General features: G+C 39.3%; 28 protein-coding genes. 15 read left to right on the top strand and 13 right to left on the bottom strand.

The genetic code is table 11. The features are described 5' to 3' along the window. Positions 1–77 precede the first annotated feature (77 nt). From EAL87_RS03005 to EAL87_RS02970, 8 genes are all read left to right on the top strand, one after another. Positions 78–761, top strand: coding sequence for an MqnA/MqnD/SBP family protein (locus EAL87_RS03005; RefSeq protein WP_120912926.1), 684 nt, complete (start codon positions 78–80; stop codon positions 759–761). 108 nt (positions 762–869) lie between these two features. Next, positions 870–1,592 (top strand): UMP kinase, encoded by a 723-nt coding sequence (gene pyrH, locus EAL87_RS03000; RefSeq protein ID WP_001148061.1) that lies wholly within the window; start codon positions 870–872, stop codon positions 1,590–1,592. Positions 1,593–1,634: 42 nt separating this feature from the next. Next, on the top strand, positions 1,635–1,859 hold the full coding sequence (locus tag EAL87_RS02995; protein WP_000712202.1) for a DNA-directed RNA polymerase subunit omega: 225 nt from the start codon (positions 1,635–1,637) through the stop codon (positions 1,857–1,859). Next, positions 1,846–4,173 carry a RelA/SpoT family protein gene (locus EAL87_RS02990; RefSeq protein WP_120912925.1) on the top strand — a complete coding sequence of 776 codons (2,328 nt, stop codon included), beginning with the start codon at positions 1,846–1,848 and terminating at the stop codon, positions 4,171–4,173. Before EAL87_RS02995 ends, EAL87_RS02990 begins: the two co-directional genes overlap by 14 nt. Positions 4,174–4,184: 11 nt before the next feature. Further along, a complete protein-coding gene (gene tyrS, locus EAL87_RS02985; protein ID WP_120912924.1) occupies positions 4,185–5,393 on the top strand; it encodes a tyrosine--tRNA ligase in 1,209 nt (402 codons plus the stop codon). Between the two features lie 16 nt (positions 5,394–5,409). After that, complete coding sequence (gene fabX, locus EAL87_RS02980; RefSeq protein ID WP_120886388.1) at positions 5,410–6,501, top strand: decanoate oxidase/trans-2-decenoyl-[acyl-carrier protein] isomerase FabX; 1,092 nt, start codon at positions 5,410–5,412, stop codon at positions 6,499–6,501. Positions 6,502–6,507: 6 nt separating this feature from the next. Beyond that, complete coding sequence (locus EAL87_RS02975) at positions 6,508–7,869, top strand: N-acetylmuramoyl-L-alanine amidase family protein (protein ID WP_120912923.1); 1,362 nt, start codon at positions 6,508–6,510, stop codon at positions 7,867–7,869. 18 nt (positions 7,870–7,887) lie between these two features. Beyond that, positions 7,888–8,625, top strand: a complete 738-nt coding sequence (locus EAL87_RS02970) for a hypothetical protein (protein WP_120912922.1) — start codon at positions 7,888–7,890, stop codon at positions 8,623–8,625. Between the two features lie 93 nt (positions 8,626–8,718). Here the strand turns inward: EAL87_RS02970 and flhB are convergent, their stop codons facing one another. After that, positions 8,719–9,795, bottom strand: a complete 1,077-nt coding sequence (gene flhB, locus EAL87_RS02965) for a flagellar biosynthesis protein FlhB (RefSeq protein WP_120912921.1) — start codon at positions 9,793–9,795, stop codon at positions 8,719–8,721. Beyond that, positions 9,788–10,393, bottom strand: coding sequence for a molybdenum cofactor guanylyltransferase MobA (mobA, locus tag EAL87_RS02960; protein ID WP_120912920.1), 606 nt, complete (start codon positions 10,391–10,393; stop codon positions 9,788–9,790). The genes flhB and mobA overlap by 8 nt, the downstream gene beginning before the upstream one ends. A gap of 86 nt (positions 10,394–10,479) precedes the next feature. Between mobA and moaA the strand changes: the two genes are divergently transcribed. The 5 genes from moaA to EAL87_RS02930 all read left to right on the top strand — a co-directional run bounded on the left by moaA (position 10,480) and on the right by EAL87_RS02930 (position 14,898). Further along, positions 10,480–11,445 carry a GTP 3',8-cyclase MoaA gene (moaA, locus tag EAL87_RS02955; protein WP_120912919.1) on the top strand — a complete coding sequence of 322 codons (966 nt, stop codon included), beginning with the start codon at positions 10,480–10,482 and terminating at the stop codon, positions 11,443–11,445. Between the two features lie 250 nt (positions 11,446–11,695). Continuing rightward, positions 11,696–13,240 (top strand): hypothetical protein, encoded by a 1,545-nt coding sequence (locus EAL87_RS02945; protein WP_120912918.1) that lies wholly within the window; start codon positions 11,696–11,698, stop codon positions 13,238–13,240. 10 nt (positions 13,241–13,250) lie between these two features. After that, the gene (locus tag EAL87_RS02940) at positions 13,251–13,559 is read left to right on the top strand and encodes a hypothetical protein (protein ID WP_120912917.1); all 309 of its coding nucleotides are present in this window, start codon (positions 13,251–13,253) and stop codon (positions 13,557–13,559) included. A 10-nt stretch (positions 13,560–13,569) separates the two neighbouring features. Then, on the top strand, positions 13,570–14,541 hold the full coding sequence (locus EAL87_RS02935) for a sortase (protein ID WP_120912916.1): 972 nt from the start codon (positions 13,570–13,572) through the stop codon (positions 14,539–14,541). Positions 14,542–14,583: 42 nt separating this feature from the next. Beyond that, positions 14,584–14,898: a YkgJ family cysteine cluster protein gene (locus EAL87_RS02930; protein WP_120912915.1), complete on the top strand. Its 315-nt coding sequence runs from the start codon at positions 14,584–14,586 to the stop codon at positions 14,896–14,898. Between the two features lie 279 nt (positions 14,899–15,177). Here EAL87_RS02930 and ftsY read toward each other — a convergent pair whose 3' ends face one another. Continuing rightward, positions 15,178–16,059: a signal recognition particle-docking protein FtsY gene (ftsY, locus tag EAL87_RS02925; RefSeq protein WP_120912914.1), complete on the bottom strand. Its 882-nt coding sequence runs from the start codon at positions 16,057–16,059 to the stop codon at positions 15,178–15,180. A gap of 5 nt (positions 16,060–16,064) precedes the next feature. Further along, on the bottom strand, positions 16,065–16,622 hold the full coding sequence (locus EAL87_RS02920) for a hypothetical protein (RefSeq protein WP_120912913.1): 558 nt from the start codon (positions 16,620–16,622) through the stop codon (positions 16,065–16,067). A gap of 97 nt (positions 16,623–16,719) precedes the next feature. Between EAL87_RS02920 and EAL87_RS02915 the strand changes: the two genes are divergently transcribed. Continuing rightward, the gene (locus EAL87_RS02915) at positions 16,720–17,388 is read left to right on the top strand and encodes a 5-formyltetrahydrofolate cyclo-ligase (protein ID WP_120912912.1); all 669 of its coding nucleotides are present in this window, start codon (positions 16,720–16,722) and stop codon (positions 17,386–17,388) included. Further along, the gene (gene rny, locus EAL87_RS02910) at positions 17,366–18,877 is read left to right on the top strand and encodes a ribonuclease Y (RefSeq protein WP_240444229.1); all 1,512 of its coding nucleotides are present in this window, start codon (positions 17,366–17,368) and stop codon (positions 18,875–18,877) included. The genes EAL87_RS02915 and rny overlap by 23 nt, the downstream gene beginning before the upstream one ends. 6 nt (positions 18,878–18,883) lie before the next feature. On the opposite strand, the gene EAL87_RS02905 is transcribed toward rny, so the two are convergent. The 9 genes from EAL87_RS02905 to flaG all read right to left on the bottom strand — a co-directional run bounded on the left by EAL87_RS02905 (position 18,884) and on the right by flaG (position 26,488). Further along, positions 18,884–20,200 (bottom strand): MATE family efflux transporter, encoded by a 1,317-nt coding sequence (locus EAL87_RS02905; RefSeq protein ID WP_240444228.1) that lies wholly within the window; start codon positions 20,198–20,200, stop codon positions 18,884–18,886. Continuing rightward, on the bottom strand, positions 20,200–21,513 hold the full coding sequence (locus EAL87_RS02900) for a Na+/H+ antiporter family protein (protein ID WP_120912909.1): 1,314 nt from the start codon (positions 21,511–21,513) through the stop codon (positions 20,200–20,202). The genes EAL87_RS02905 and EAL87_RS02900 overlap by 1 nt, the downstream gene beginning before the upstream one ends. A 127-nt stretch (positions 21,514–21,640) precedes the next feature. Further along, positions 21,641–22,519, bottom strand: coding sequence for a carbon-nitrogen hydrolase (locus tag EAL87_RS02895; protein WP_120912908.1), 879 nt, complete (start codon positions 22,517–22,519; stop codon positions 21,641–21,643). A gap of 3 nt (positions 22,520–22,522) precedes the next feature. After that, complete coding sequence (locus EAL87_RS02890; protein ID WP_000656201.1) at positions 22,523–22,669, bottom strand: hypothetical protein; 147 nt, start codon at positions 22,667–22,669, stop codon at positions 22,523–22,525. Between the two features lie 25 nt (positions 22,670–22,694). Continuing rightward, complete coding sequence (locus EAL87_RS02885) at positions 22,695–23,354, bottom strand: tRNA threonylcarbamoyladenosine dehydratase (protein WP_162972563.1); 660 nt, start codon at positions 23,352–23,354, stop codon at positions 22,695–22,697. A gap of 52 nt (positions 23,355–23,406) precedes the next feature. Continuing rightward, positions 23,407–23,646 carry a hypothetical protein gene (locus tag EAL87_RS02880; protein WP_120912907.1) on the bottom strand — a complete coding sequence of 80 codons (240 nt, stop codon included), beginning with the start codon at positions 23,644–23,646 and terminating at the stop codon, positions 23,407–23,409. Further along, complete coding sequence (fliS, locus tag EAL87_RS02875; protein WP_001199081.1) at positions 23,633–24,013, bottom strand: flagellar export chaperone FliS; 381 nt, start codon at positions 24,011–24,013, stop codon at positions 23,633–23,635. The genes EAL87_RS02880 and fliS overlap by 14 nt, the downstream gene beginning before the upstream one ends. 44 nt (positions 24,014–24,057) lie before the next feature. Next, on the bottom strand, positions 24,058–26,115 hold the full coding sequence (gene fliD / locus EAL87_RS02870; RefSeq protein WP_162972561.1) for a flagellar filament capping protein FliD: 2,058 nt from the start codon (positions 26,113–26,115) through the stop codon (positions 24,058–24,060). A gap of 16 nt (positions 26,116–26,131) precedes the next feature. Further along, positions 26,132–26,488, bottom strand: a complete 357-nt coding sequence (flaG, locus tag EAL87_RS02865; RefSeq protein WP_120912906.1) for a flagella length regulator FlaG — start codon at positions 26,486–26,488, stop codon at positions 26,132–26,134. Positions 26,489–26,511 lie beyond the last annotated feature (23 nt).

Genomic DNA, 26,511 nt, shown 5'->3' with positions numbered 1-26,511 from the left:
TGATAACAAAACTCTTTTTACTTTTAGTTAAGTTGTAAGAAACTTTAGCTACCATGCGATACAAAAAAGGATTTTAAGTGCGTTTTGGTAAAATTGATTATTTGAACATGCTCCCTTTTGATGTGTTTATCAAATCCTACCCCACCCCTTGTTATTTCAAACAATTTTTACGGCTTAAAAAAACCTACCCTTCCAAGCTTAATAGGAGTTTTTTGTTCAGGCGTATTGATGCGGGGTTTATTTCTTCTATCGCCGGCTATTCATTCGCTCTCCATTCCTATTCTCTAGGCATTGTCGCTTATAAGGAAGTTTTAAGCGTGTTGGTTGTGGATACAAAAAACGCTTTTGACAAAGAAAGCGCTTCTTCAAACGCCCTCTCTCAAGTTCTAGGGTTAAAAGGCGAAGTGTTAATCGGCAATAAAGCGCTGCAGTTTTATTATTCCAACCCTAAAAAAGATTTTATAGATTTAGCCGCTCTTTGGTATGAAAAAAAACGCTTGCCGTTTGTTTTTGGGCGTTTGTGTTACCATAAAAACAAGGATTTTTACAAGCGCTTGTCTTTAGCTTTCAAACATCAAAAAACAAAAATCCCTTACTACATCCTTAAAGAAGCCGCTTTAAAAACCAACTTGAAACGCCAAGACATTCTAAACTACTTGCAAAAAATTTACTACACTTTAGGCAAAAAGGAACAATCAGGCCTTAAAGCGTTCTATCGTGAATTGTTATTCAAACGCATCCAAAAACCCAAGCGTTTTTAGTGATTCACTGAAAACAGGGGCTTAAAAAACCCAGAAAGTGTTTTTAAGCAAGATTAGGTTACAATCACAAGTTTTATTAAAATTTTATTAATTAATTAAGAAGGGATCATGCAAGCAAAGATAAAAAACAAACGGGTTTTGGTGAAATTTTCTGGGGAAGCGTTAGCTGGGGACAACCAGTTTGGGATTGACATCCATGTGTTAGATCACATCGCTAAAGAGATCAAAAGCTTAGTGGAAAACAATATTGAAGTGGGTATTGTGATAGGTGGAGGCAATATCATTAGGGGGGTTAGCGCGGCTCAAGGGGGGATTATCAGGCGCACCAGTGGGGATTATATGGGCATGTTAGCCACCGTGATTAATGCGGTAGCGATGCAAGAAGCTTTAGAGCATATCGGCTTAGACACAAGGGTGCAGAGCGCGATTGAAATTAAAGAAATTTGTGAAAGTTATATTTACAGGAAAGCGATCAGGCATTTAGAAAAGGGTAGGGTGGTGATTTTTGGCGCTGGCACGGGAAACCCGTTTTTCACTACGGATACGGCGGCCACTTTAAGAGCGATTGAAATTGGATCGGATCTAATCATTAAAGCGACTAAAGTGGATGGCATTTATGACAAAGACCCTAACAAGTTTAAAGACGCTAAAAAATTAGACACTTTAAGCTATAACGATGCCTTGATAGGGGATATTGAAGTGATGGACGATACCGCTATTTCTTTAGCTAAAGACAATAAGCTCCCTATTGTGGTGTGTAACATGTTCAAAAAAGGGAATTTGTTGCAGGTGATTAAGCACCAACAAGGCGTGTTTTCTATGGTAAAATAAGCCCTTTAAAATTGGATAGAACTCAAAATAAGAAGGATCAGTTTGAAAAAAGAGAGAACAGAGAGTTTAGTCGCTCAAGCCTTAAAAAATATTGGGAACGACCGCTACATGCTAGATAATTTAGTTTTCGCTCGGGTGAAACAATTAAACGCTGGAGCCAAAACTTTAGTGAACATGGACCCCAAGCGTCATAAATTAGTGGATATTGCCATCAGAGAAATCGCTGAAGGGAAAATTGATATAGACAGGATAGATGAACGAAATTGATAAATCCGTTGATATCGGATTCTTACGGATTTTGGATGTTATCAAAAAAGTTACGACCCCAAAGGGTGGCATTGAAATCTTAAGGACTTTAATTGATTTCACGCCCAAAATTGAAAACGCCCTAAATTTAGCGACTAAAAGCCATAAGGGGCAATACAGAAAAAGCGGTGAGCCTTATATTGTCCATCCTATTTGTGTGGCGAGCGTGGTGGCGTTTTGTGGGGGCGATGAGGCGATGGTGTGCGCTGCACTTTTGCATGATGTGGTAGAAGACACGCCTTGCAAGATTGAAACGATTGAGCGAGAATTTGGGCAAGATGTGGCTAATTTAGTGGATGCACTCACCAAAATCACTGAAATCAGGAAAGAAGAGTTAGGAGTGAGCTCTCAAGATCCCAGAATGGTGGTTTCAGCGCTCACTTTTAGAAAGATTTTAATTAGTGCGATACAAGATCCAAGAGCCTTAGTGGTAAAGATTAGCGACAGGTTGCACAACATGCTCACCTTAGACGCCTTGCCTCATGACAAGCAAGTGCGTATTTCTAAAGAAACTCTAGCGGTGTATGCTCCCATAGCGAGCCGATTGGGCATGTCTTCAATTAAAAATGAATTAGAAGACAAGAGCTTTTATTATATTTATCCGGAAGAATATAAAAATATCAAGGAATATTTGCACAAAAACAAGCAATCTTTACTCTTAAAACTCAACGCTTTTGCGAGCAAGTTAGAAAAAAAACTTTTTGACAGCGGGTTTAGCCATTCGGATTTTAAACTCGTTACAAGGGTGAAACGCCCTTATTCTATCTATCTTAAGATGCAACGAAAAGGGGCGGTCAATATTGATGAAATTTTGGACTTGTTAGCCATTAGGATTTTATTGAAAAACCCGATTGATTGCTATAAAGTTTTAGGGATCATCCATTTGAATTTCAAACCCATTGTCTCTCGTTTTAAAGATTACATCGCTTTGCCCAAAGAAAATGGCTATAAGACGATACACACGACCATTTTTGATGAATCTTCTGTTTATGAAGTGCAGATCCGCACCTTTGATATGCATATGGGGGCGGAGTATGGTAATTCAGCCCACTGGAAGTATAAAGCCGGGGGCGTGGATAATGAAGATCACCATGAGGGCATGAGGTGGTTGCAAAATTTTAAATACCATGACAGCGATTTGAAAAACGACCCTAAGGAATTTTACGAACTCGCTAAGAACGATTTGTATCGTGAAGATATTGTCGTTTTTTCGCCCCATGGGGACACTTACACCTTACCGGTGGGAGCGATTGCTTTAGATTTTGCTTACATGGTGCATAGCGATTTGGGCGATAAAGCCACGGACGCTTATATCAATAGTAAAAAAGCCTTACTCAACCAGGAATTAAGAAGCGGGGATGTGGTTAAAATCATTAAAGGCGATAAAATAATACCTCGTTTCATTTGGATGGATCAGCTTAAAACTTCTAAGGCTAAAAACCACTTACGCATCCAAAGAAGAAACCGCTTGAAAGAAATTGACACTAAGAGCATGATTAATATCTTAGCGACTTTTTTTGGGCGCTCTGTTTTTGAAGATGTGGATTTAAAGGATTATAAAAACTTTGAAGAAAAATTGACAGATTGTGGGGTGGAGACCACCTTAACAGAAGCGATGAAAAGCTTTGAAAATTTAGCCAAACTCACTGAAGAAATTGAAAATAAGGTGTTTTCTTTAAAAGAAGATGCGATTTTAGAATACCAAGAGATGAGTTTATGGACTCGGGGTTTAAGGTATTTGGGTTTTAAAACCAGCGTTTTGAATTTTTTAGCCCCAAACCGGCAGTGGCAGTGTAAGGAATTAGAACATTTCAGCGTTTGTTCAAGCAACGCTTTAGAAATCAAACAGGTGTTGTTGAATGATTGTTGTTATCCTAAATACGGCGATGAAATCATTGCGATTGTAACGGATTTAAAAGATCCAAAGGCGGTTGCACACCATAAATTTTGCAAAAAAGCGATAGCGGAAGTGGACGCTAAAGCGCCTATGGTTTATATAGAATGGCACAAGCGCGATCGAACGATTTATAAAATGATGTTTTATTTGGGCGAAAAAAAGTCGGTTTTAGCGGGTTTATTAACTTTTTTAAACAGGAATGAATGCAATATTGTGGGCGTGTCTTACTTGGGCTATAAAGACAAGTATTCTAGCCATTGCGAAGTGAGTTTTGAAATAGCCACGGATAAGGCGGATTGGATCAGAGCCTTAATCAATCGCAAATATCAGGATAGGATTGTAGAATTATCCAGTCTAGATGACGCTTATGAGTCATAAAAGGAATAAACATGGAACAAAAAATCAGTACCGCCTTAAAAGAGATCGCTAGAGGCGCTAATGAAGTCATTGGGTTAGAATACATTGAAAAGCTGGTGAGGAAATATTATGAAACCAATGAACGCTTTATCGTTAAAGCTGGGTTTGATCCTACCGCTCCCGATTTGCATTTAGGGCATACGGTATTGATCCAAAAACTAGCTTTATTGCAGCAATATGGGGCTAGGGTTAAGTTTTTGATTGGGGATTTTACCGCTATGATAGGCGATCCTACAGGGAAAAATGAAACCAGAAAACCCTTAAACCGGGAGCAAGTCTTAGAAAACGCTAAAACTTATGAAGAGCAAATTTATAAAATTTTAGATCAACAACACACCGAAGTGTGCTTTAATTCCACTTGGTTGGATACTTTAGGTGCAAAGGGCATGATAGAATTGTGCGCGAAGTTTTCAGTCGCTAGAATGCTAGAAAGGGACGATTTTGCTAAACGCTACAAAGAAAACCGCCCCATTAGCATCGTGGAATTTTTATACCCTTTGCTGCAAGGCTATGATTCAGTGGCGATGGGTGCGGATATTGAGCTTGGGGGCAATGATCAAAAGTTTAATTTGCTGGTGGGGCGTTTTTTGCAACGAGCTTACGGTTTGAATAAAGAGCAGTCTATCATTACCATGCCTTTATTAGAGGGGCTTGATGGGGTGCAAAAAATGAGTAAAAGCTTGGGGAATTATGTGGGGATCACTGAAGAGCCTAATGCGATGTTTGGGAAGATCATGAGCGTGAGCGATGATCTCATGTGGCGCTATTACACCCTTTTGAGCGCTAAGACTTTAGAAGAAATTGAAGACTTAAAACATGGTATTTTAAACCAAACCCTGCACCCTAAAGCCGTTAAAGAAGATCTCGCTGGTGAAATCGTGGCTCGTTATTATGACAATGATCAAGCATTTAAGGCTAAAGAGCAATTTTCTAAAGTGTTTAGCGCAAACCTTTTGCCTGAAATTTTATTAGAAAGCGATTTTGATGAGGGGGTTGGGGTTTTAGATGTTTTAAAACAGATTGGCTTTTGCCCATCCACTTCACAAGCCAGGCGCGATATTCAAGGGGGAGGGGTAAAGATTAATCAAGAAGTGATAAAAAATGAGAGTTATCGTTTTGTTAAAGGAAATTATGTTATACAGCTTGGTAAGAAAAGATTTATGAAATTAAATATTAACTAATATTAAGGAAAGAGCTATGGTATCAACACTCAAACCGCTAAAAATCGGTAAGCACACCATAAAATTCCCCATCTTTCAAGGGGGAATGGGTGTGGGGATTAGCTGGGATGAACTGGCTGGAAATGTTGCCAAAGAAGGGGCTTTAGGAGTGATTTCAGCCGTAGGGACTGGTTATTATAAAAACATGCGTTTTGTAGAAAGGATTGTGGCTAAAAAACCCTTTGAAGCCTTGAATTTTTACTCCAAAAAAGCGTTGAATGAGATTTTTGCAAACGCTAGGAAGATTTGCGGGAACAACCCTTTAGGAGCGAATATTTTATACGCTATCAATGACTATGGCCGTGTTTTAAGGGACTCTTGTGAAGCAGGAGCGAACATCATTATTACAGGGGCTGGTTTGCCCACGAACATGCCTGAATTCGCTAAGGATTTTAGCGATGTGGCGCTCATCCCTATTATTTCTTCAGCGAAAGCTTTAAAAATCCTTTGTAAAAGATGGAGCGATCGCTATAAAAGAATCCCGGACGCATTCATTGTGGAAGGGCCTTTGAGTGGGGGGCATCAGGGCTTTAAATACGAAGATTGTTTTAAAGAAGAATTCCGATTAGAAAACTTAGTGCCTAAAGTCGTGGAAGCTTCTAAAGAATGGGGGAATATCCCTATTATTGCAGCTGGGGGGATTTGGGATAGGAAAGATATAGACACCATGTTAAGTCTTGGAGCGAGTGGGGTGCAGATGGCGACTCGTTTTTTAGGCACGAAAGAATGCGACGCTAAAGTGTATGCCGATCTTTTGCCCACGCTCAAAAAAGAAGATATTTTACTCATTAAATCGCCTGTAGGCTATCCGGCTAGGGCTATTAACACTGGGGTGATCAAACGCATTGAAGAGGGTAACGCGCCCAAAATCGCATGCGTGAGCAATTGTGTAGCACCTTGCAACAGGGGTGAAGAGGCTAAAAAGGTGGGCTATTGTATCGCTGATGGTTTGGGGCGCGGTTATTTAGGAAACAGAGAAGAGGGGCTTTATTTTACCGGGGCTAATGGCTATAGAGTGGATAAGATTATCAGCGTGCATGAATTGATCAAAGAGCTTACAGAGGGTTAATTTGTAGTGCTTGTGAGGTTAGGGGTTGTTGCATGTCTTTTGTGGTTGCATTTTGCTTACGCTACAACCCTTAAAATTACTAACATTGTGCCTTTTGGCTCTAGCAGCGTTAAAATGGTGTTTAATCAAGAAATTAAGAAATTCAAAGAAGTTCCGCTCAAAAATTTCAAGAGTTATTTGGAATTAGAAGCCATTTTAACCATTCCTAAAAAGCATTACCAATTTTCCAAGCAATCGTCCATCACGATCGCACAATTCAGCCCTAAATTAGCACGAGTGGTTATCGGCTATGCTCCTAAGATGACTTATGAGATTAAAATCCTTAAAAACAAGCTCTATGTTTCTATCGTGGAGAAAAAGCCCTTAATTAGGCATCAAATGGCGCTAAAACCACCCAAACACCATGCACTCAAACACACAACGCCAAAACCCACCCCTAAGCCCATTAAAAAAGAGGCCAAAAAGTCTAAAGAGGCTAAAGAAAAAACGCCAACTAAGCATGCGCACTCAAAACATGCACACTCTCCATTGAACGAAAGGAGCGCTAAAAAAGAAATTCCTAAAAAAGAAATTCCTAAAAAAGAAATTCCTAAAAAAGAAATTCCTAAAAAAGAAGCGGAAAATGAGAGTAAGAACCAAATCTTTATAACAGAAAAAAATGATACTTTCATCAAAACCAAACGCAAAAAACACAAAAAGATCGTTTTAGACGCTGGGCATGGGGGGAAAGATTGTGGGGCGATGAGCGCGAATTTAGTGTGTGAAAAAGACATTGTTTTAGAAGTGGTGAAGTTTTTGCATAAAGAGCTTAAAAAAAGAGGCTATAGCGTTTTATTGACAAGGGATAAGGACATTTATATTGATTTAGTGGCTCGCACGGAATTAGCCAATAAAAAAAGCGCGGATTTATTCATCTCAGTGCATGCCAATTCCATCCCCAAGCATTCCACCTCTAACGCTCATGGCATAGAGACTTATTTTTTATCCACAGCAAGGAGTGAAAGGGCTAGGAAAGTGGCTGAGCAAGAAAATAAAGACGATGTGAATTTGATGGATTATTTTTCTAAAAGTTTGCTTTTAAATTCACTCAACACGCAGCGACTGATTGTTTCTAACAAATTAGCGATTGATGTGCAATACGGCATGCTCCAAAGTATCCGCAAAAATTACCCTGATGTGGTGGATGGGGGCGTGAGGGAGGGGCCTTTTTGGGTGTTAGCTGGGGCTTTAATGCCTTCAATTTTAATAGAAATTGGTTATAATTCCCATGCGATAGAATCTAAACGCATCCAAAGCAAACCGTATCAAAAGATCTTGGCTAAGGGCATTGCTGATGGCATTGATAGTTTCTTCAGCAAGAATGATTAGGCAATGATTAGGTTGTAGATGAATTTTTATCAAAAAATATACACGCATAAAGTCGTTTTTTCTTCATTGTTTTTTTTGTTGTTTTTGTTCAATGTGGAAACTTTGTTGCTTTCGCATTTCAGCGATGATTTTTCGCAATTGTTTTTTTTGTTTGAAAACCATGTTTATGATTTCATTGTCAAATTAGATTACTTGGGGCTAATAGGCGTTTCTTTAATTTATCTGCTTGTGCTTATCCTAAAGCCTTTCACCCTCACGCGCCAAAAATGCGCTTGCGTAGGGATATTATGCCTTTCTTTCTACGCTTGGAATTTTCCTATCAAAGATTCTTTAATCGTGCTTTATGTTTTCTATTTTGCGCTGTTAACGACTTTATTGTGGCGTTTTTTAGGGGCTAGCATGAAGCAATCTTTCTTGCCCTCTATGAATATTTGCATCGTGTGGGTTTTTGCTTCTTCTTTACAGAGTTTTAGATTTTTAAGCGTGTCTGATTGCGTGGATTTTTCCCTTTTTACACTCGCTCTTATTTTATTGATACTGGTTTTAATCTACCACAAACGCCTTTTTGGGTTGTATGAATACGCTAACACACTTATTTTGATCGTGGGGCTTAGCGTGGTGGTGCTATGCTCTAGCATGTTCATTCAAACTAAAGAATACTATGGCATGCGGTTGGGTTTTTATTTTTTAGGCTTGTTGGGGTGGCTTTTAGAATACATCCATAACACTTTAAGGCGTTTGGAGCATAAGATTTAAAGGCTTGGCTCTTATTCAATAGGGATAGCTAAAGTTTTTTGAGTGTCTTTGATTGAGTGTCTTTTTAGGGCTTAAAAGCGGGTTTATAAAATCTTAAAGAGGTTTGATGATCTTTTGTTTTTGGCGTTCTTGCTCTAATTTAGCCACTTGAGCGAAGACAATCGCTACCGCTTCAAACAATTCTTCTGGTATGGTAGCGTTTAATTTCACGTCTCTATAAAGCTCTCTAGCGAGCGTTTTATTTTCTATAATTTCTATATCATGCTCTCTAGCGATACCCTTAATCCTAATAGCTAAATGATCTGTGCCTTTAGCGATTACCACAGGCACAGGGTGTTCTTCATCAAATTGAAGAGCGACGGCGTAATGGGTAGGGTTAGTCACCACGACATTGGCTTTAGGGATTTCTTGCATCATTTTATTCGTGGCGTTTTTTACCATCATTTGGCGGATTTTGGCTTTGATTTCTGGGTTTCCTTCTTGCTGTTTGTATTCGTCTTTAACTTCTTGTTTCGTCATTTTTAAAGAGTTAGTGTATTGGCGGCGTTTGATGACTAAATCCACAAAAGCCAAGACAAAAAATAAAAATAAAAGCGAAGAAATGAGCCATAACACCTTATTTTTAAACCACAATAACTGGCCTTGCAAATTCAAAAGAGCCGCATGGTTTAATTCCCCTAAAAATAAGGAAAAGATGAAAAACCCCAGAAAAAAAGCTAAAAAAACTTTTAAAGTGATCAAACTCCCATCAAGGAGCTTCTTTAAAGAAAAAAGGTTTTTGACGCCATTGATAGGGTTGATTTTAGAAAATTTAGGCTCAATGACTTTAGGGGCAAAGAGCCAGCCAAATTGCAAGACATTAGATAAAAACGCCACCACCACTAAAATGATTAAAATCGGTAAAAGCAATAAAAAAGTGTCTTTAGCCAGCTGATTAAACAGCTCTTGAACGCTTTCTTTACTGAAATCTAGGGAAAAATCTTTCAACACATGGCGATACATCTCACTAAAGCCATCCACCCACCATATAAAAAAAACAAAAATACCAATTAGCCCGGCTAATAACCCCAAAAACCCCACCACTTCCATGCTCTTAGGCACATTGCCTTCTTCTCTGGCTTTTTGGATTTTTTTCGCGCTAGGGAGTTCGGTTTTTTCTTCTTCAGCCATTTGATCTCTCTTTTAAAATTTGAACGGCTAATTCATAGTCTTTTAGGGTGTTTAGGTTTAAAAATTCTTCTTCTTGATTAAAATGGATAGCGACAGAAGAGGCATTTTTCACAAGATCGCTCAGGCGATAATTGTGTGTTTTAAGAGCGTAAAAAAGGGCGTTAAGGGTATTTTGATGCCACAAAGAAATCAAATAATGTTCTTTTGCAGGGCTTTTAGCATAGACTACGCTAAAGTTTTGGATTTGACAAAGAGCCTTAATGCTCTCAAAGGAGACTAAAGGCGTATCTATAGGGATAAAAAAAATATAAGGGGTTTGCAGCGTTAAAAAAGCGTTATGAATGCCAACAAGGGGTGAAAAAAGATCGCTCTCTTTTTCTAAAAGATAGGGAGCGTTTAATTCATGCGATTTTTTAGCGCTGATAATGACTTTTTTGAAAAGTTTTAAAAGGCGTGAGTATTGGTATTCTAAAAGGCTAGGATACGATTCAAAAGGCGCAAGAGCCTTATTGATTTGAACGCCATTAATGATAAAACGAGAGCTTTTGCCCCCAGCCAGTACAACGCAAGGAATGTTATCAATGACAGGGTTTTTCAAAAGATCTATCCATGTTTGATGTTGTTAAGTTATGGTTTATTATGTTACACTAAAAGCTTAAATAAAGGGCATGAGGAATAAAGGGAGTGTTAGTAGATAGTTTTAATAGGGTTATTGACTATATTAGGGTTTCTGTAACCAAACAATGCAATTTCAGGTGTCAGTATTGCATGCCTGCTACGCCATTAAATTTTTTTGATGATGAAGAATTATTGCCTTTGGATAATGTTTTAGAATTTCTTAAAATCGCTATTGATGAGGGCGTTAAAAAAATTAGAATCACGGGTGGGGAGCCACTATTACGCAAGGGTTTAGACGAATTTATCGCTAAATTGCATGCTTACAATAAGGAAGTGGCGTTAGTTTTAAGCACTAATGGTTTTTTACTCAAAAAAATGGCTAAGGATTTAAAAAAGGCCGGGTTAGTGCAAGTGAATGTTTCATTAGATTCTTTAAAAAGCGATAGAGTTTTAAAAATCTCTCAAAAAGACGCTCTTAAAAATACTTTAGAAGGGATTGAAGAGTCCTTGAAAGCGGGTTTAAAAATCAAATTAAACACGGTTGTGATGAAAAGCGTTAATGATGATGAAATTTTAGATCTTTTAGAATACGCAAAAAATAAGTGCATACAAATCCGCTACATTGAATTTATGGAAAACACGCATGCTAAGAGCTTTGTCAAAGGCTTGAAAGAGGAAGAAATTTTAGATTTGATCGCTCAAAAATATAAGATTATGGGCATGGAAAAACCCAAACAAGGGTCTTCTAAAATCTACACGCTAGAAAATGGCTATCAATTTGGCATTATCGCTCCGCATAGCGATGACTTTTGTCAATCTTGCAATCGTATCCGTTTGGCTTCTGATGGCAAAATTTGCCCATGTTTATACTATCAAGACGCCATAGACGCTAAAGAGGCGATCATCAATAAGGATACAAAAAATATAAAAAGGCTTTTGAAGCAATCCATCATCAATAAACCAGAAAAAAACATGTGGAATGATAAAAACAGCGACACTCCCACAAGGGCGTTTTACTACACAGGGGGGTAGGGGCGTAAAATATTTATTATTTTAAACCTTTTTATTAAAAATAAGGCGGTTTGTTTAGGATTTTTGGCTATAGTGGCTAGAATCAAACAATAAGGAGTGTCCTATGGAAAAATTCCTAGCGTTTTTTATTTCCGGCTTTTTTAGTTTCCGGTCTTTCGGGGGGGGGGGTTACTTATAAGCCTACCCTAAATCTTTTAAAATCCCCAAAATCTCTCGCTTTTTTTAAATCTCTCTTTTTTGGAGTTAGGTCATGAAAAAAGATCGAGAAAAAAAACAAAAATACAGCAACATTACAGACGCAACCATCGTGGGTTCAACTAGCGAAGAAAGTGTGCTTCATGCTAGTGCCAATAGAGAGCATTTTTCTGCCTGGGATAGATTAGAAGAGATCTCAAAAAGGAAAATAAACCCTAACTATATTAAACAAAATATCAACCAACAGGCGGGGTATTCTGCTGAAATCAAAGAGCAAGCCCGTGTTAATGTGCGTAATATCCTTGCAGGAAAAAGAGAAAGGATAGTGCAGTATGATGATCTTTCTAGTGAGCAAAAGGCTCAGGTTAAGAATCTTCGTCCAAACTATGCCACGCCCAGTAAGAACCACGAAATCGTGGATTATGTCAGTGTGGATGAAAAGGGGAATATCATTCCTAGCACGCTCACGCAAAGTAAATTTGTGGGCAGAAATGGTAAGGAGTGTTTTGAAAAATTCTTATCTAAAGACTATGAAAAATACTTGGAAAATGGCGTGAAGATAAATGTCCCTAAGGATTCTTTTAGGGATATTCAAAAAGCCGCTGATGCTAAAATCAAGAGCCTAGAATCTCAAATCGCGAAACAAAAGGGGCTTGGCGATTTTCAAAAAGCCGCTCATTTAGAGGAAAAACTCCAAAAATGCAAAACCATCAAAGCCCATACAAGACCTGCGAGCGCCACTAAAGCAGAGGCAATTGAATCCAGATTGAACCCAAATCTCTCCACTGCCAAAGATGTTACCAGAGTTTCGCATCAAGCAGGAATGAACGCCGCACAAACCGGTGCGTGGATAAGTGGTGGGTTCTCACTCATAACGAATGTTTATGAATGTTTCGCAAATGGCAAGGATCCTATAAAAGCACTCAAGCACACCGCCATTGCTACCGCAAAGGGTGGAGTGCTTAGTTATGGCAGTGCGTTTGCGAGCGTATCTTTGGGAGGTTGGATGCAAAGCAGCGCTAATAGAATCATCCAAAGCCTTGGCAAGGGTTCAGTGCCTGCAATGATTGTGGGTGTTTGTGTGGCAAGTGCTACGGCTTTAACTCGCTATTTTTCTGGAAAGATTGATGAGGCAGAGCTTCTTAAACAACTTGTGAAAGCCAACACCACTCTTGTAAGTAGTGGGGCGATGGCAGTTGCTGGCCAAGCACTCATACCCATTCCTGTGGTTGGGGCGTTGGTTGGGGGTTTTGTAGGTGCGATTCTGAGTGAAACTTGTTTTAGCATCTTAAATTCTAAAAAGGTTGAATTGGCGCGCCAAAGGCGTATTGAGATTGAAAGAGAATGCCATGAATTCATCAAGCTGTTAGAGATTTATCAAAATCAATTTAAGGAGGTGTTTGAGCGGTATTTTCATGAAACTACCAAGTTTTTCAATCAGAGTTTTGATGCACTTTTGAGAGCAAGTTATACAGGGGATGCGGATTCAGGTATAGGAATCAATAACAAGATCCAAGAAAAACGAGGCCAAAAGGCGTTATTTGATAATTCCAAAGAGGGTTGGGATTTCATAACTAGCCGTGGAAGAACAGAAATTTAAAGGAGAAATCATGGAAGAACAAAAAGATATGGGTCAAAGTGTGATCTTAACCAAAGTGCTGAAGTCGTTAGAAAATGGTGGTTCTTTCAGTCAAAGAGATCGTGAGAAATTCGCACAAGTCGCTAGAACGCATGGGATTGAAGACAGCGTTATTGAAGAAGTGATTGATATTGGTCAAACGCTCAGCCTTATCTACCGCCATGAAGATCTTATTGATGCAAGCGATTTGCTAAGAGAACAGAAGAAAGCCGTGCGCGCTGAGCTCCAAAAAAGCATTGATGAAAATCTAGAAGTTTTAAAAAAAATCATAAACATTTAAAGGAGAAAACATGCCATTACCATTTATTTTAGGAGGGCTAGCCCTAGCGGCAGCAGGATATGGGTTTAAAAAAAGTATTGATGCAAGCGACACTGCTGATGAAATCAATAAAGTTATCGAAAAAGCCAATGATTTAAAAGAGGAAGCAACTAAAAAGGCTGAGTCTGCGGAGTCTGATTGTAAAAATGCTCTTATGAGATTGGGTAAGAAGAAATTCCATGTCCAAAGTTATAGCATGTCAAGTTTTGTAAAAGAGTTCAATCAATTGAAAGGTCGTGAGTTTGTTGTCAAAGTTACCGACATGCAGGATCTCTGCAAACAAGTCTCAAATGCACAAAATTTATTTAGCCAACTTAATACCAATGGTATGACTGATGAGAGTATTATAGAGAAAATGTTTATAGGTTATGGTAGTTTAGGTGTTTCTAGTTTTACTACTGGTGCTATTTTGGGTGGAGGGCTCGCTGCGAGTGGTCTTGCAGGTATGGCAGTATTTGGAGGGCTTATAGCCGGACCTGCACTCGCTATCTTGGGAGCTGTGAGAGCTGATGACATGGAAGAAAAGTTAGAAGAAGCCAAGGCTTATTACTCTCAAGTTAAAGCAGCTGTTAAAAAAGCCGATGTGATGATTGATAATCTTCAAGCTGTTAGGAAAATGGCAGATCTTTTCACCAGGCAAATCACAAAGTTTGATGCACTGTTTTTCTCGCTTGCTCAAGACGCCATCGCCACGATGAAAAAGCATCACTACGATACCTCTCGCTACAATCAAAAAGAAAAAGATCAACTCAGCGTTACCGTTTCAACGCTCTTTAGTTTGAGCGCTTTTTTGAAAGTCTCTATCATGGACGAACACCAAAAGCTTAACGAAAAAGTGCAAAAAGCCCTTAATCTCATGAAAGGTCAGATGAATGCCCTAGAAAGCGGGCATTATAATGTGGCGATGATCCAATCCAAGCGAAAAGGTCTTGAAAACTTGTGAAAAGGGATCGCTTGGGGGCTTGAAAGATAAAGGGATAAAAAGATGAAAGGATCAAAAGAAAAACTTGATCGTTTCCCTTGCACCTCTTGTGGGCTTTGCTGTAAAAATATCACCGGGATTATTGAGCTTATTGAGTTTGATGCTGGCAATGGTGTGTGCAAGTTTTTGGATTTAGAAACGAATCTGTGCAAGATTTATGAATCGCGCCCGTTAATTTGCAGGATTGATGAAGCGCACAAAAAGCTTTATTCCCACATCCCGCTTAAGGAGTTTTATGCCAAAAACGCAGAAATTTGTAACGCCTTGCAAGAAGCAAACCACATGGATGTGAGTTTTAGGGTTATTATTACGGAATAGCATAGTTTTTAGAAATTTAGCTAATTGATCGCTATGGCTCGCAAAAATATCTGAAAAAGAATGAGTTGAGTTACATTTTTAAAATTAGTTAAAAATGAGAAAATAAAGCTAAATTAACCATTTTAACCCCCAATTTTGAGCCAAAAATTAAGCGAATTACCCCTTATAAAAATACTAAAAAGCCGTTTTTTATAATCAATAATAAAAAAGCTTGAAAAAACAAGCGGTAGCTTTTAAAAAAGCGGTCTTTTGGAGTTAGTGGGGTTAGGGGTTTTTAATTTATTGTTCCACAAACACCGCATCAACCAAGTCTTCTATAAAGCGTTCTTCATCAAAAGCGATCAAATCGTCTTCTTTTTCACCCATTCCTAAATAAAGAATGGGTAATTTCAACTCATACAGCACGCTTAAAATCGCTCCGCCTTTAGAAGTGCCATCAAGTTTAGTCATGATCACGCCATCTAGCGCCAAAGTCTCATGGAAAATTTTCGCTTGCGTTAGCCCAGAACTCCCTTGCGTGCCGTCTAAAATAAGGAATTTATAAAAGGGGGCGTCTTTTAAAACTTTAGAGCAGGTGCGCGCGATCTTAGAAAGTTCGTTTTTAAGGTTGGTCTGGTTGTGCAAGCGCCCAGCGGTGTCTATAAAAACTTCATCTATATTTTTAGCGATCGCGCTTTCTATGGTGTTGTAAGCTAGAGAGCTTGGATCGCTCCCTTCTTTAGCGCTGATGACTTGAATGTTAAGTTTTTCGCCCCATAATTGGAGCTGTTTGACTGCGGCCGCTCTAAAGGTATCGCCGGCTCCTAAAAGCACTTTTTTATGCTGTTTTAAAGAAAGCTTGGCTAATTTAGCGATCGTTGTGGTTTTACCCGCCCCATTAACCCCCACGATCAAATGCACTAAGGGCTTTGTGGTGATAGTCTTTAGGCGGGTTTTATCATAATAGCTTTCCCCACGCACAAAACGCAACAAAGCGACTTCTAATTGCTTGGGCGTAACTAAATCGCCTAAATGCTTTAACAAGCTCTCTATCAAATCGTATTGGATGTCAAAGCCAATCAAAATTTCTTCTAATTCCTCTTTAGGAATATTTTCACGCTTTTTTCCTTTAACCTCTTCACCCTTAAATTTATTGACAATTTTTTTGAAAAAATTAAACATGGTTTTTAATCCTTTAAATTGGAAATATCAAATTGGAGCATTTCTGCTGGCACGATCCCCTGATATATTTTAATCAATTGGTGTTTGTGATATAAGAGCATGCTCAAAGAATTTTTTAAAGTGTTATGGTTTAAATGATCAAAAAGAGCGGTATCTTTAGGGTTTAAAACTATCAAATCAGCTTGAAAGGGTGCAATAAAGTCTTTGATTGCATCGCTTGAATAGGGTTTGTTGAGTAAAATAAGCACCCTCAAACGATCTTTAAAAGTTTTTTTTAAGATGTTAAAGGTGGGAGCGTAATTTTTTAAAAAATCGTCTAAAGCGCTTAAAATCAATAGGGTAGGGGCGTTAGAATCCGGACTAATGTTTAGGGAATCTAAATCGCCTGTAATCGTGTATTCTTGGTTATTCAAATCCATAGCGGTGTAGGTTTTAGGGCTATCTTTTTGGGTGGTATTGTTTTGAGAATCTTGAGGTTTTTGGGAATTTTTACAAGCGCTAAAACCCAACAAAACGATAAAAACCAGCGCGATAAAACGCAAAAAATAAGCCTTAATTCTCATTATAAATACATCCTTAAGAATAATAAAATGGTAACTAATAACCTAAAATTATACTATAATGTAAGTCTAAAATTTAAGGATTATAACCATTAAAACGATTTTTAGAGATTTTTGTAAAGAACGCTTGAAAAGGGCTAAAGCAAAAAATAAAGTCAGGGATAAATTGGCTTGCAAGCTTTTGTTTTGGAAACTCAAAGATTATCAAAATATTTTATTGTATAGCCCGTTAGGGCATGAGCTTGACATTAGGCCTTTGATTTTGAAGTTAAGACAAAAAAATAAGCACGTGTGGTTGCCTAAAAGCATCAAAAAAGGCGCTCATTTTTCTAAAGAGGGTTTTACTATCGCGCCCTTTAGGTTGCCCTTAAGGCGTTTGGGGTGGTTTGATGAGCCGAGTTTATCGCGCTATTATAAGCGGGAATTAGATTGTATTGTCGTGCCGATTTTAGGAATGGATACAAGCTTTAGGCGCGTGGGTTTTGGGCTAGGCATGTATGATAGGAGTTTGCCCCAATTGCTCAAAAAGCAACTAAAACGCCCCTTAGTCATATTTGTAAGTAGGGAGTTAGCGCTGGCTAATGGTATTCTTACAGACGTCTATGACATTGAAGCGGATCTTTACATGAATGCTCGTATCGTTATGAAGAATAATAAGAGGAAACATTATGAGCAGCGGGTTAATTTACATTTCATTAGAAGTCTTGGTAGCGTGTTTGATTACCGCTCTAATCATGTATTATGTGATGAAAAAGATCTATTATGCTAGAGGGCAAGCCATTTTAAAAAGCGCTTCAGCTAAAGCCAAATTGATGGAGTTTCAAGCGAAATCTTTTGTGGAAGCTGAAGAAATGCGCATGAAAAGCCAAGAATCCAAGTTGCAACAACAATATGAAAACAAGAATTTGCAGCTCCAAACCCATTTTGACAAAAAAGAAGCGCATCTGAAGCATTTAGAAGCGCAACACAAAGAATTTGTAAGAGATGAAAAACGCTATTTGGAAAAGGAAAAAAAAGAGCTTGAAAAAGAACGCCAGATTTTAGAACAAGAAAAAGAAAATTTTAAAAAACAGCGTGCTGTTTGTAAAGAAGCTCAAGATAAAGCACTAGACGCGATGCTCAATTACATGGCTTACACTAAAGATGAAATTAAAAGCATGATCTTAGAGCAATTAGAAGAAGAATTAGAAGTGCAAAAAAGCGCCTTAATCAGGCGTTATGAAAAAGAAGCCAAAGAAGAGGGCAAGAAAAAATCGTATGCCATTTTAGCGGAAGCGACAGCCCGTTTTGCGGGTAATTATGCGACAGAGAATTTAACAAGCCGTATCGCTTTGCCTTGCTCAGATTATATCGGTCGTGTGATAGGCAAAGACGGGAAAAATATTGAAGCGTTTAAAAAGGTCAGCGGGGTGGATATAGAATTTAGCGAAGACAGCAGCGAATTGTGTTTGTCTAGTTTCAATCTTTATCGGCGTGAAGTAGCGAGCGAGACGCTTAAAATTTTAATAGAAGACGGCCGTATCCAGCCTAACAGGATTGAAGAGGTTTATAATAGAGTCGCGCGCAACCTAGAAAAAGAATTGCTTTCTGAAGGGGAGAGCGTGGTGCTAGAATTGGAGCTTGGGGCTATGGAAGATGAGCTTAAAATTTTAATAGGCAAAATGCGTTACCGCTCTAGTTTTGGGCAAAACGCTTTGCAGCATTCTAAAGAAGTCGCTCTTTTAGCCGGCTTGATTGCAGAGCAGCTTGGGGGGGATAAAAAGCTCGCCAGAAGAGCCGGTATTTTGCATGATATTGGTAAAGCACTCACCCAAGAGCTTGGGAGAGACCATGTGAATTTAGGGGTTGAGGTGTGCAAGCGCCATAAAGAAGACCCGGTTGTGATCAATGCGATTTATGCCCACCATGGGCATGAAGAGATCATGAGCGTGGAGTGCGCGAGCGTGTGCGCGGCTGATGCGCTTTCTGCGGGGCGTCCTGGGGCTAGAAGAAAGAGCGATGAAGAATACGCTAAACGCATGCAAGCTTTAGAAGAGATCGCGCTAGAATTTGATGGGGTGGAAAAGGCGTATGCAATGGAGAGCGGGCGAGAATTAAGAGTGATTGTCAAATCCAACCAAGTTAGGGACAATCAAGTGCCAATTATTGCCAGAAAGATCGCTAAAAAGATAGAAGAGAGCGCTCAGTATGTGGGCGAAGTGGGCGTGCAAGTGGTGCGAGAAAATCGTTTCAAAACGACAGCCACACTCAAGCAATAAGTATTTTTAAGCCTTTTTCCCGCACCTTTTCCAAATGCCTTTAGAAAAAACTTTATAGTAGATGAATGAGCGCAAAAAAGTCTCTAGCGCGATCACTGCAAAAATAAATTCCACCTTAAAATGATAAGTCAAAAGCAAGTAAATAGGCATGATCCTTAACCCCCATAAGCTTAGGGTGTTAATATATAGTGAGACTTTAGAAATGCCAGCTCCTCTAAAAACTCCGTCTAGCACAAAATACCCAATTAAGGGGGCTTGAGAGAGGCCCACAGCGATCAAATAAGAGCGCGCCACTTCCAAAACTTCTTCATCTTGAGAAAAAAGGCTCGCGAATTCTTTGGCAAATAAGATTAAAGCGACCCCTAAAACCCCCATTAAACCCATAGAGATTTTTAAAATCAAATGCGCGTATTGTGTGGCGATCTTTGGCTTGTTCGCCCCTAAATTTTGCCCTGTTAAAACCATGGCAGCGATCATAAACCCAAATCCTGGCATGAACGAAAAGGTTTCAACCCTAATACCTATTTGCATGCCCGCTAACACTTTATCCCCATAGCTCGCTACAAATTTGGATAAGAGGATTAAAGAAAACAAGCTCAATAAACGCTCAAACCCGGCCGGCCAACCCACTCTAAACATGGTTTTTAAAAAAGAAAAACGAAAGGTTATTTTGAATTTTAAAGGGATTTTTTTGATTTGTATCCAAACGCCAAGCGCGAGTAATTCCAAATAAGAGACAACCACATTCGCTAAAGCAGAGCCTACAATCCCCATTTCTTTAAAACCAAAATCCCCAAAAATCAAGGCTTGATTCAAAAAAATGCATGCTATAACCATGATAATCTTAACGATAAAGGGGGTTAGAGTGTCTGAAAAGCTAGCGAGCGCTGAAACTAAAACATTTTTTAAAAAAATACTCGGTAGTGCGATGACTAAGACTTCTAAATAATCTTGCGTCAATTGGTGCGAAGGATCTTGTAATTGCATCCAATTTAAAAAAGGCTCAATCAAAAAATAAGAAACAAACAGCACGCCCAAACAAATCACAAACGCCCCAATGAAAATACTGGAAAAAGCGCGATTGATTTGAGTAAAATCCCTAGCCCCCACAAGCCTAGAAAGAATGGCGTTAGTGCCGGTGTATAAAATCGTATTGATGCCATAAAAAAGCATCAAAAATTGCAAACCCACCCCTAAAGCCACAATGTGATGGTGCGAAATCTTGCCCACAAAAAAAACCGAGAGCGCGACCACCAACACATCTAAAAAAGCATTAACCCCAGAGGGTAAGGCTAAAGAAAAGATTTTCTTAACTTGATAGATTAGCCTAATAGTAACGCTCCAACCACTCCAAAAACAATCAAAGGGAGGTTATAGACTAAAAAAGTCGGCACGCATGTGTCATAGATATGATTGTGTTGGTTGTCTGCGTTAAGCCCGCAAGTGGGTCCCATGGTGCTATCGCTAGCCGGTGAGCCTGCATCGCCTAAAGCTGCGGCTATGCCAATGAGCAAAATCGTAGATTCTGTGCTGAATCCTAATTTCGTGCATAAAGGGACATAAAACACAGCGATGATAGGGATAGTGCCAAAAGAAGTCCCTATCCCCATAGTGATAAAAAGCCCTACAACAAGCATTAAAAAAGCCCCTAAAAGCTTCCCTTGGATTATGCTTGTGATCGCATTCACTAAGCCATCTATCGCATGCACTTTTTGCAACACTTCTCCAAATCCGCTAGCCACTAGCATCACAAAAGCGATAAACGCCATCATTTTCACGCTATCATCCATAAGCGAGTCTGTTTCTTTAAACTTAATGCCACGCCCTAGTAAGATGATCGCTAACGCTAAAAAGGCGGCTAAGGGCATTGAATCGGTGGCTAATTGGATCACAAACGCCACGACAATCCCTATAAAAGTCAAGTAGTCATGGTAGTTTAATTTAAGCGAGGCGTAATTTTCTATATCAAAAGATTTTTCTTTGTAGCGCCTGGGTTTTTTGTATAGTGTTAATACCGCTAAAAGCAGCCCAGCAACCATCGCTAACCCCGCTATCCACATCACTCCTGTGATTTGCGCTATGGTGGTGCTCACGCCATTAGCTTTTAATTGCTCTAAAATGGTGGTTTGAAAGATCAAGCCAAACCCTACAGGAAGCACCAAGTAGGGGGCTTGCAAGCCAAAGGTTAAAGCGCAAGCGACCGCTCTTCTATCCAGTTCTAGCCGGTTCATTAAATGCAAAAGAGGGGGGATTAAAATAGGGATAAAAGCGATATGCACCGGCACTAAATTTTGCGAAAAACATGCGATGAAAGCGATCAAAAAGCAAAAAGTGGATCGCTTGTAATTCATTAAACCTATTAATTTACTCAAAGCGACTTTAATGAGGTTGCTTTTAGCGATCGCTACCGCCAAAGCCCCTAAAAGGATGTAGCTTAAAGCGATGTTTAAATTGCCTTTCATGCCGTCTATCATCACATTAAAACTCTCTGTCAATCCAAGCCCTCCCATAATCCCTGCTATGAGAGTCGCGCTAATCATAGAAAGCATGACATTGAGCCTTAAAAGGCTAAGAACGCACATGCAAATGATGGCCACAAAGGCAGGATTGCTCCATATAGAGCTATTTTCTAGCATTTTTGCTCCTTGTTAAAATGAAAATACCGCGCAAAAATGATAGAATTTTTGCGCTTGTTTAGCGCAAAAAATTACACCTACCATGTTTTAATCCTTTCTAACCTTAAATCTTAAATTAATTGACTGATTAAATATAGCGTTTCAACAAATCGTTATAAAAATCAATGCGTCTGTCTCTTAGAAACGGCCACATTCGGCGCACTTCTTCGGTGCGTTCTAAATCAATTTCCGCATACAAAATCTCTTCTTTATCGCTCGCTTTAGCTAAAAATTCGCCCAAAGCCCCCACCACAAAACTAGAGCCAAAAAAAGTGATACCCCCCTTAATCGCGCCACTAGGATCTAACTCCACGCCCACTCTGTTAGTCGCAATCAAAGGCAAGCCATTAGCGATCGCATGCCCTCTTTGAATCGTCTCCCATGCGTTTTGCTGACGCTTTTTTTCTTCGTTAGAATCTTCTTCTAAAAACCCTATCGCGCTAGGATAGATTAAAATTTCTGCCCCTTTTAAAGCCATGATCCTTGCTGCTTCAGGATACCACTGATCCCAACACACCATAAGCCCTAATTTACCCACGCTTGTAAGAATAGGCTCAAAGCCCAAATCCCCCGGCGTGAAATAAAATTTTTCATAAAACCCCGGGTCATCAGGAATGTGCATTTTGCGATACACTCCAGCGATTGATCCGTCTTTTTCAAACACAACCGCGCTGTTGTGATACAACCCTTTAGCGCGTTTTTCAAATAAAGAAGCGATAAGCACCACTTGAAATTTTTGAGCTAAAGCGCTAAAAAAAGCCTTATCTTCTTCAAAATACTCGCCCAAATCAAAAAATTTAGGGTTTTCGCTCTGGCAAAAATAACTATAAGGGTTTAATTCTTGCAACACCACTAAATTGGTTTTAGGGTGTTTTTTTAGTGCTTGTTCAAGCAAGTTCGCTGTATGCTCTATGGTTTTTTTTCTAGAGCCGCAATAAGCATGCTGGAGGATGCCTGCATAAATCATTTTTCACTCTTCTTCATAATCAGAGTTATAGTCTTCATAATCGTCATCATCATAGACATTCTTATAATCCCCATACTCTTCATCTTCTTCTTCAAAGCCCTCTAATTCTTCTTCTTCAAAATCTTCCAATTCGTCTTCGTAATCTTTCATTCCACTGCCTTTCGTTGTTAATATCTTATTTGATAATATCTTGCACGACTTCACTCGCTATTTGCAAGCCAAAACTCGCCGTAACCGCATTAAAACTCCCAAGCTCTATGCAATGCGGAATTTCAGGGCTAAAAACCACTTTAAAATCCCCTTTAAAACGGCGTTTTTTTAAAAAATCCCTGAATTTACGCCCAAATTTATCGCCATGACTTTCCCACACGCTCCCCACTTGGATGTGTTTAGGGTTCAAGCGTTTCGCGCTCCCCATAGAGCTGATAAATTTCCCGTAAGCGAAATTCTGGCATTCTATCGCCAAACTCGTTTTAACAGGCAAATCGTCCATGCAGTCTAAAATGTAATCATAATCTCTAAAATTAAATGAATTTAAAAACGCTTCATCTATGCGATAATTCAAAGCTTGAATGCCCTTATAGAGATCTTGCAACACCAACACTTTAGATTCTCCTATCCTTTCTGATCCAATCTGGCGGTTTTGATTGGTAACATCAAACACATCTTTATCAATGATAGTGATTTGCCCTATCCCCACACGATACAAAGCGTCTAGCGCAAAGCCCCCAACGCCCCCCACACCACAGATTAAAACCCTTTGTTGGCGGATTTTTTCAAAATCGTTTTTAAACAACCACCTTATGCGCGTGAATCTATCTATGGGTTCAGACAATCTTTAGCCTTCAATAAAAATAGTGCTTTTATTGTATCGTAGTTTAAAAAATCTAAGACAAAAATTTTTGAATCTTCTTAGCCTTATGCATTTGCGATTGCAGTTCTTCTTTTTCTTTTTCTAACAATTCAATGCTTTGGGCTATCATTTCCTTAAGGCTTAAAAGCACTTCTAGATCCAAGCTTTTTATTTGCTCTAAAGAAAGGCGCTCTATCAATGAAAAGGCGAGTTTAGAATCTTTTTTAACAAGAGCGATTTTAAAGGAATCTAATAACGCATTAGGCGAGTTCATCTGAATGGATTTCCCTCCAAGCTTCTAACAACCCCCTAGCCACATTCAACACCAAATCAATCTTACTCGCATCATTTTCCACATTGGCTTGCGTTAAAACTTTGATTTGATGGGTGTATAAGCCTGTAAGATACACCGCCACTTCCCCCCCTTTCTCGTAATCTAAAATATTCAACAATTCCGTGAAAATATCCGTAACCCTATTAATATAATAAATCTTTTTTTCAATGTCTTCATTTTCAATACAGCGTTTGGCTTGCGAGGAAAATCTTAAAATCCCTTCATAAAGCATTTCAATGAGTTTTGCCGGGGATTCCACACTCACTCGGTTATGCTGATAAGCTTGATAAGCGTTAGCGTATTGCATGGGTTTAATCCTTTATCCTTTAAAATTTAATCGCTCTTTTATTGTTAATTCTTTTTAGCCGCTGCCTGATCGATCATCATTTGCACGGAATTGAATTTTTGATTGGCTTTAGAGATTTGACTATCATAAGCGGCAAAACGCTCCGCCATGATGTTGTAGCGGGTTTTTAAAAGCTCTTGAGCGTTTTCTTTGTCTTTGGTCAGGCTTTTAGCGTCTCTGTCTAGAGAATCTTCATAAATCTTTAATTTAGCGTTCCCTCCGTCTATGAGATTGGCGATGACTTGATTGAATTTAGAAAAAATGCCCTCTTGGTGGATTTCTCTGCCCCCCATATCCTTGCTATCGCTCCCATAGAAAAAATCTTGAGTCGCTTTAGGGTTAGAATTTAGTGCGCTTGATAATTTAGCTTCATCTAAACTCATCACGCCCTTATCGTCTAAACTAAGCCCGTATTTCATCAAGCTTTCTACCCCATTATCCGTATGCACGCTATAAGAAAACACGTTATTAAGAGAGGATCTAATGGTGCGAATATCGCCCACGCCGTTAAAAATCCCGGCGATTTTAGTGTCAGCGTCATAGCGCGTGTCTTCGTCTAGTTTAGGGATAAGCTCGTTATAGGCTTTGACAAATTCTTTAAGGCTGTCTATAATGGCTTGATTGTCTCTGCTCACGCTGATAATGGCAGGTTTATTAGGCTCTGTGGTTTGCTCTAAAGTGATATTAACCCCACTGATCACATCATTGACCTCATTAGTGGGGCGCGTGATGCTCACCCCATTATAAGTGAATTGCGAATCGCTCGCTTTTTGTAAATTTTTGGATTTAAAAAGCGTGTCTTGTGAAGCTTCGTAAGATTGCACCATGCCAGCGCTCAAACCCAAATCCTTCAAACTATTCTTACCTAAAGCGTCCTCGCCCTTAATCGTTAGCATTCCGGTTTTAGAATTGATCACAAGCTTGCCTTCGGCGTTTTTAAACGCATTCAAGCCTTCTTTAGCGTTGATCGCTTGAATGATAGCGTCTGTGTTTTCTTCGCTAGTGTTACCCTCTTTGGTTAAGGCTTTTAAATCCAATTTTTGGCCATTCAAGCTAATTACCCCTTCTAATTTACCCTCTTTTATGGTGCGAGAGCTTTTTAACAAATCGCTTTCTTGGGTGGTGGTTTGCAAAAACCCAAGCTCTTTAGCCTTGCTCCCTTTAATTTCAATGTTTCCCCCACGCCTGTCATTAATGATTAAAGATTCCCCTCCATGAAGAGTGTCTATGGAAATATCCCCATTAGCGATCAAATCTTTAAAATTAGGGTCGTTTTCTAAAGCCTGCTCCATCGCTTTTTGGATTGCGGTGTTTTTTTGTTTGATAGAAGCGCTTTCAGGGAGTTCTAGCATGATGGGGACTTCATGCATGTTCCCATCAGCCCCCTTTAAATTCAAACTCAATTCGCTTTTTCCGTTTCCATCAAGTCCTAAAGAAAGGGCGTTTTTGTTAGTGAGCGTGGATTGGAGGTGTGAGCCAAAATAGATGCGGTTGTCTTCGCCAGTGTTTTTAGTATTCACCATTAATTGGTAGGGGTCATTCCCTCCTGTTTTCATCACAATGCCCATCACTTCGCCATTGGTAGCGTCTGTGATGCTTTGAGCCACATCGCCTAAAGTCATTCCTGCTTTAATATCAATAGCGTAGTCCTTGTTTTGCGTGTAAAATTTGAGCGTGGTATCCACTTGGCTAAAAATATCGTCTCTTGAAGAAAATTTCGCCCCTAGTTCATTAATATCGCCTTGCGCTAAATTTTGCACATCCACTTTAATGTCTTGGATAGGCACGCCAGCCTCCACGCTCGCGCTCAACGCATCGCCTGTAACATTGCTTTTTCGGCTGATATAAGTGGAATAATCTGAAAGCGTTTTAACCGGGCCTTTTAGAGATGAAAGGAGCGTTTTGATTTCTACAAGGGCCTTTTGTTTTTCAACATTTTGCTCCATTTTCTTGTCTAGGGGGGCGATTAAAGCTTTTTCATCAGCGTCCTTAAGCTTGTCAATCACATCGTAATTCAAAACCTTACTGCCAAGCCCTAATGAGCTTAATGAACCTATTGCCATGTTTTACCTCTAATGTTTAGCCTCTCTTATCAAAGATAATGCCTATCACATCGCGCATTCTTTGCATAAGCTCCACGGCTTCTTTAGAGGGTATTTCTCTTATCACCTTATCCCCATTAGCGTCTTTGACTGAAACCACTAACCCCTTAATCTCATCGTTATAGCTGAAATCAATATCCGTGCCAATGCGTTTCATTTCTTCATTCAAACGCTCGCTCAATAATTCTAGTTTGGGTTTGTATTGCTCAGGGTCTATCGTTGTTTTAGATTCATCTATAATGTTGGCACGACTCACTTCTTTGATGGGGGTTGCTTGAGCGTTTATGTGAGATGCTGAAAACGCACGATTGCTCCCTTGAACTTCATTGATCATAAAAACCTCCAGATTTCGCATGC

The sequence above is a fragment of the Helicobacter pylori genome (assembly GCF_003636935.1).
GTDB lineage: Bacteria > Campylobacterota > Campylobacteria > Campylobacterales > Helicobacteraceae > Helicobacter > Helicobacter pylori_CH.
This window is presented reverse-complemented; position numbering and strand designations above follow the sequence as displayed.

Bases quoted from the DNA above. Each gene is read 5' to 3' on its own strand.
- pyrH (WP_001148061.1), top strand. From the start codon at position 870: ATGCAAGCAAAGATAAAAAACAAACGGGTTTTGGTGAAATTTTCTGGG.
- EAL87_RS02990 (WP_120912925.1), top strand. From the start codon at position 1,846: ATGAACGAAATTGATAAATCCGTTGATATCGGATTCTTACGGATTTTG.
- tyrS (WP_120912924.1), top strand. From the start codon at position 4,185: ATGGAACAAAAAATCAGTACCGCCTTAAAAGAGATCGCTAGAGGCGCT.
- fabX (WP_120886388.1), top strand. From the start codon at position 5,410: ATGGTATCAACACTCAAACCGCTAAAAATCGGTAAGCACACCATAAAA.
- EAL87_RS02970 (WP_120912922.1), top strand. From the start codon at position 7,888: ATGAATTTTTATCAAAAAATATACACGCATAAAGTCGTTTTTTCTTCA.
- flhB (WP_120912921.1), bottom strand. From the start codon at position 9,795: ATGGCTGAAGAAGAAAAAACCGAACTCCCTAGCGCGAAAAAAATCCAA.
- EAL87_RS02945 (WP_120912918.1), top strand. From the start codon at position 11,696: ATGAAAAAAGATCGAGAAAAAAAACAAAAATACAGCAACATTACAGAC.
- EAL87_RS02940 (WP_120912917.1), top strand. From the start codon at position 13,251: ATGGAAGAACAAAAAGATATGGGTCAAAGTGTGATCTTAACCAAAGTG.
- EAL87_RS02935 (WP_120912916.1), top strand. From the start codon at position 13,570: ATGCCATTACCATTTATTTTAGGAGGGCTAGCCCTAGCGGCAGCAGGA.
- EAL87_RS02930 (WP_120912915.1), top strand. From the start codon at position 14,584: ATGAAAGGATCAAAAGAAAAACTTGATCGTTTCCCTTGCACCTCTTGT.
- ftsY (WP_120912914.1), bottom strand. From the start codon at position 16,059: ATGTTTAATTTTTTCAAAAAAATTGTCAATAAATTTAAGGGTGAAGAG.
- EAL87_RS02920 (WP_120912913.1), bottom strand. From the start codon at position 16,622: ATGAGAATTAAGGCTTATTTTTTGCGTTTTATCGCGCTGGTTTTTATC.
- rny (WP_240444229.1), top strand. From the start codon at position 17,366: ATGAAAAAGATCTATTATGCTAGAGGGCAAGCCATTTTAAAAAGCGCT.
- EAL87_RS02900 (WP_120912909.1), bottom strand. From the start codon at position 21,513: ATGCTAGAAAATAGCTCTATATGGAGCAATCCTGCCTTTGTGGCCATC.
- EAL87_RS02895 (WP_120912908.1), bottom strand. From the start codon at position 22,519: ATGATTTATGCAGGCATCCTCCAGCATGCTTATTGCGGCTCTAGAAAA.
- EAL87_RS02890 (WP_000656201.1), bottom strand. From the start codon at position 22,669: ATGAAAGATTACGAAGACGAATTGGAAGATTTTGAAGAAGAAGAATTA.
- EAL87_RS02880 (WP_120912907.1), bottom strand. From the start codon at position 23,646: ATGAACTCGCCTAATGCGTTATTAGATTCCTTTAAAATCGCTCTTGTT.
- fliS (WP_001199081.1), bottom strand. From the start codon at position 24,013: ATGCAATACGCTAACGCTTATCAAGCTTATCAGCATAACCGAGTGAGT.
- fliD (WP_162972561.1), bottom strand. From the start codon at position 26,115: ATGGCAATAGGTTCATTAAGCTCATTAGGGCTTGGCAGTAAGGTTTTG.
- flaG (WP_120912906.1), bottom strand. From the start codon at position 26,488: ATGATCAATGAAGTTCAAGGGAGCAATCGTGCGTTTTCAGCATCTCAC.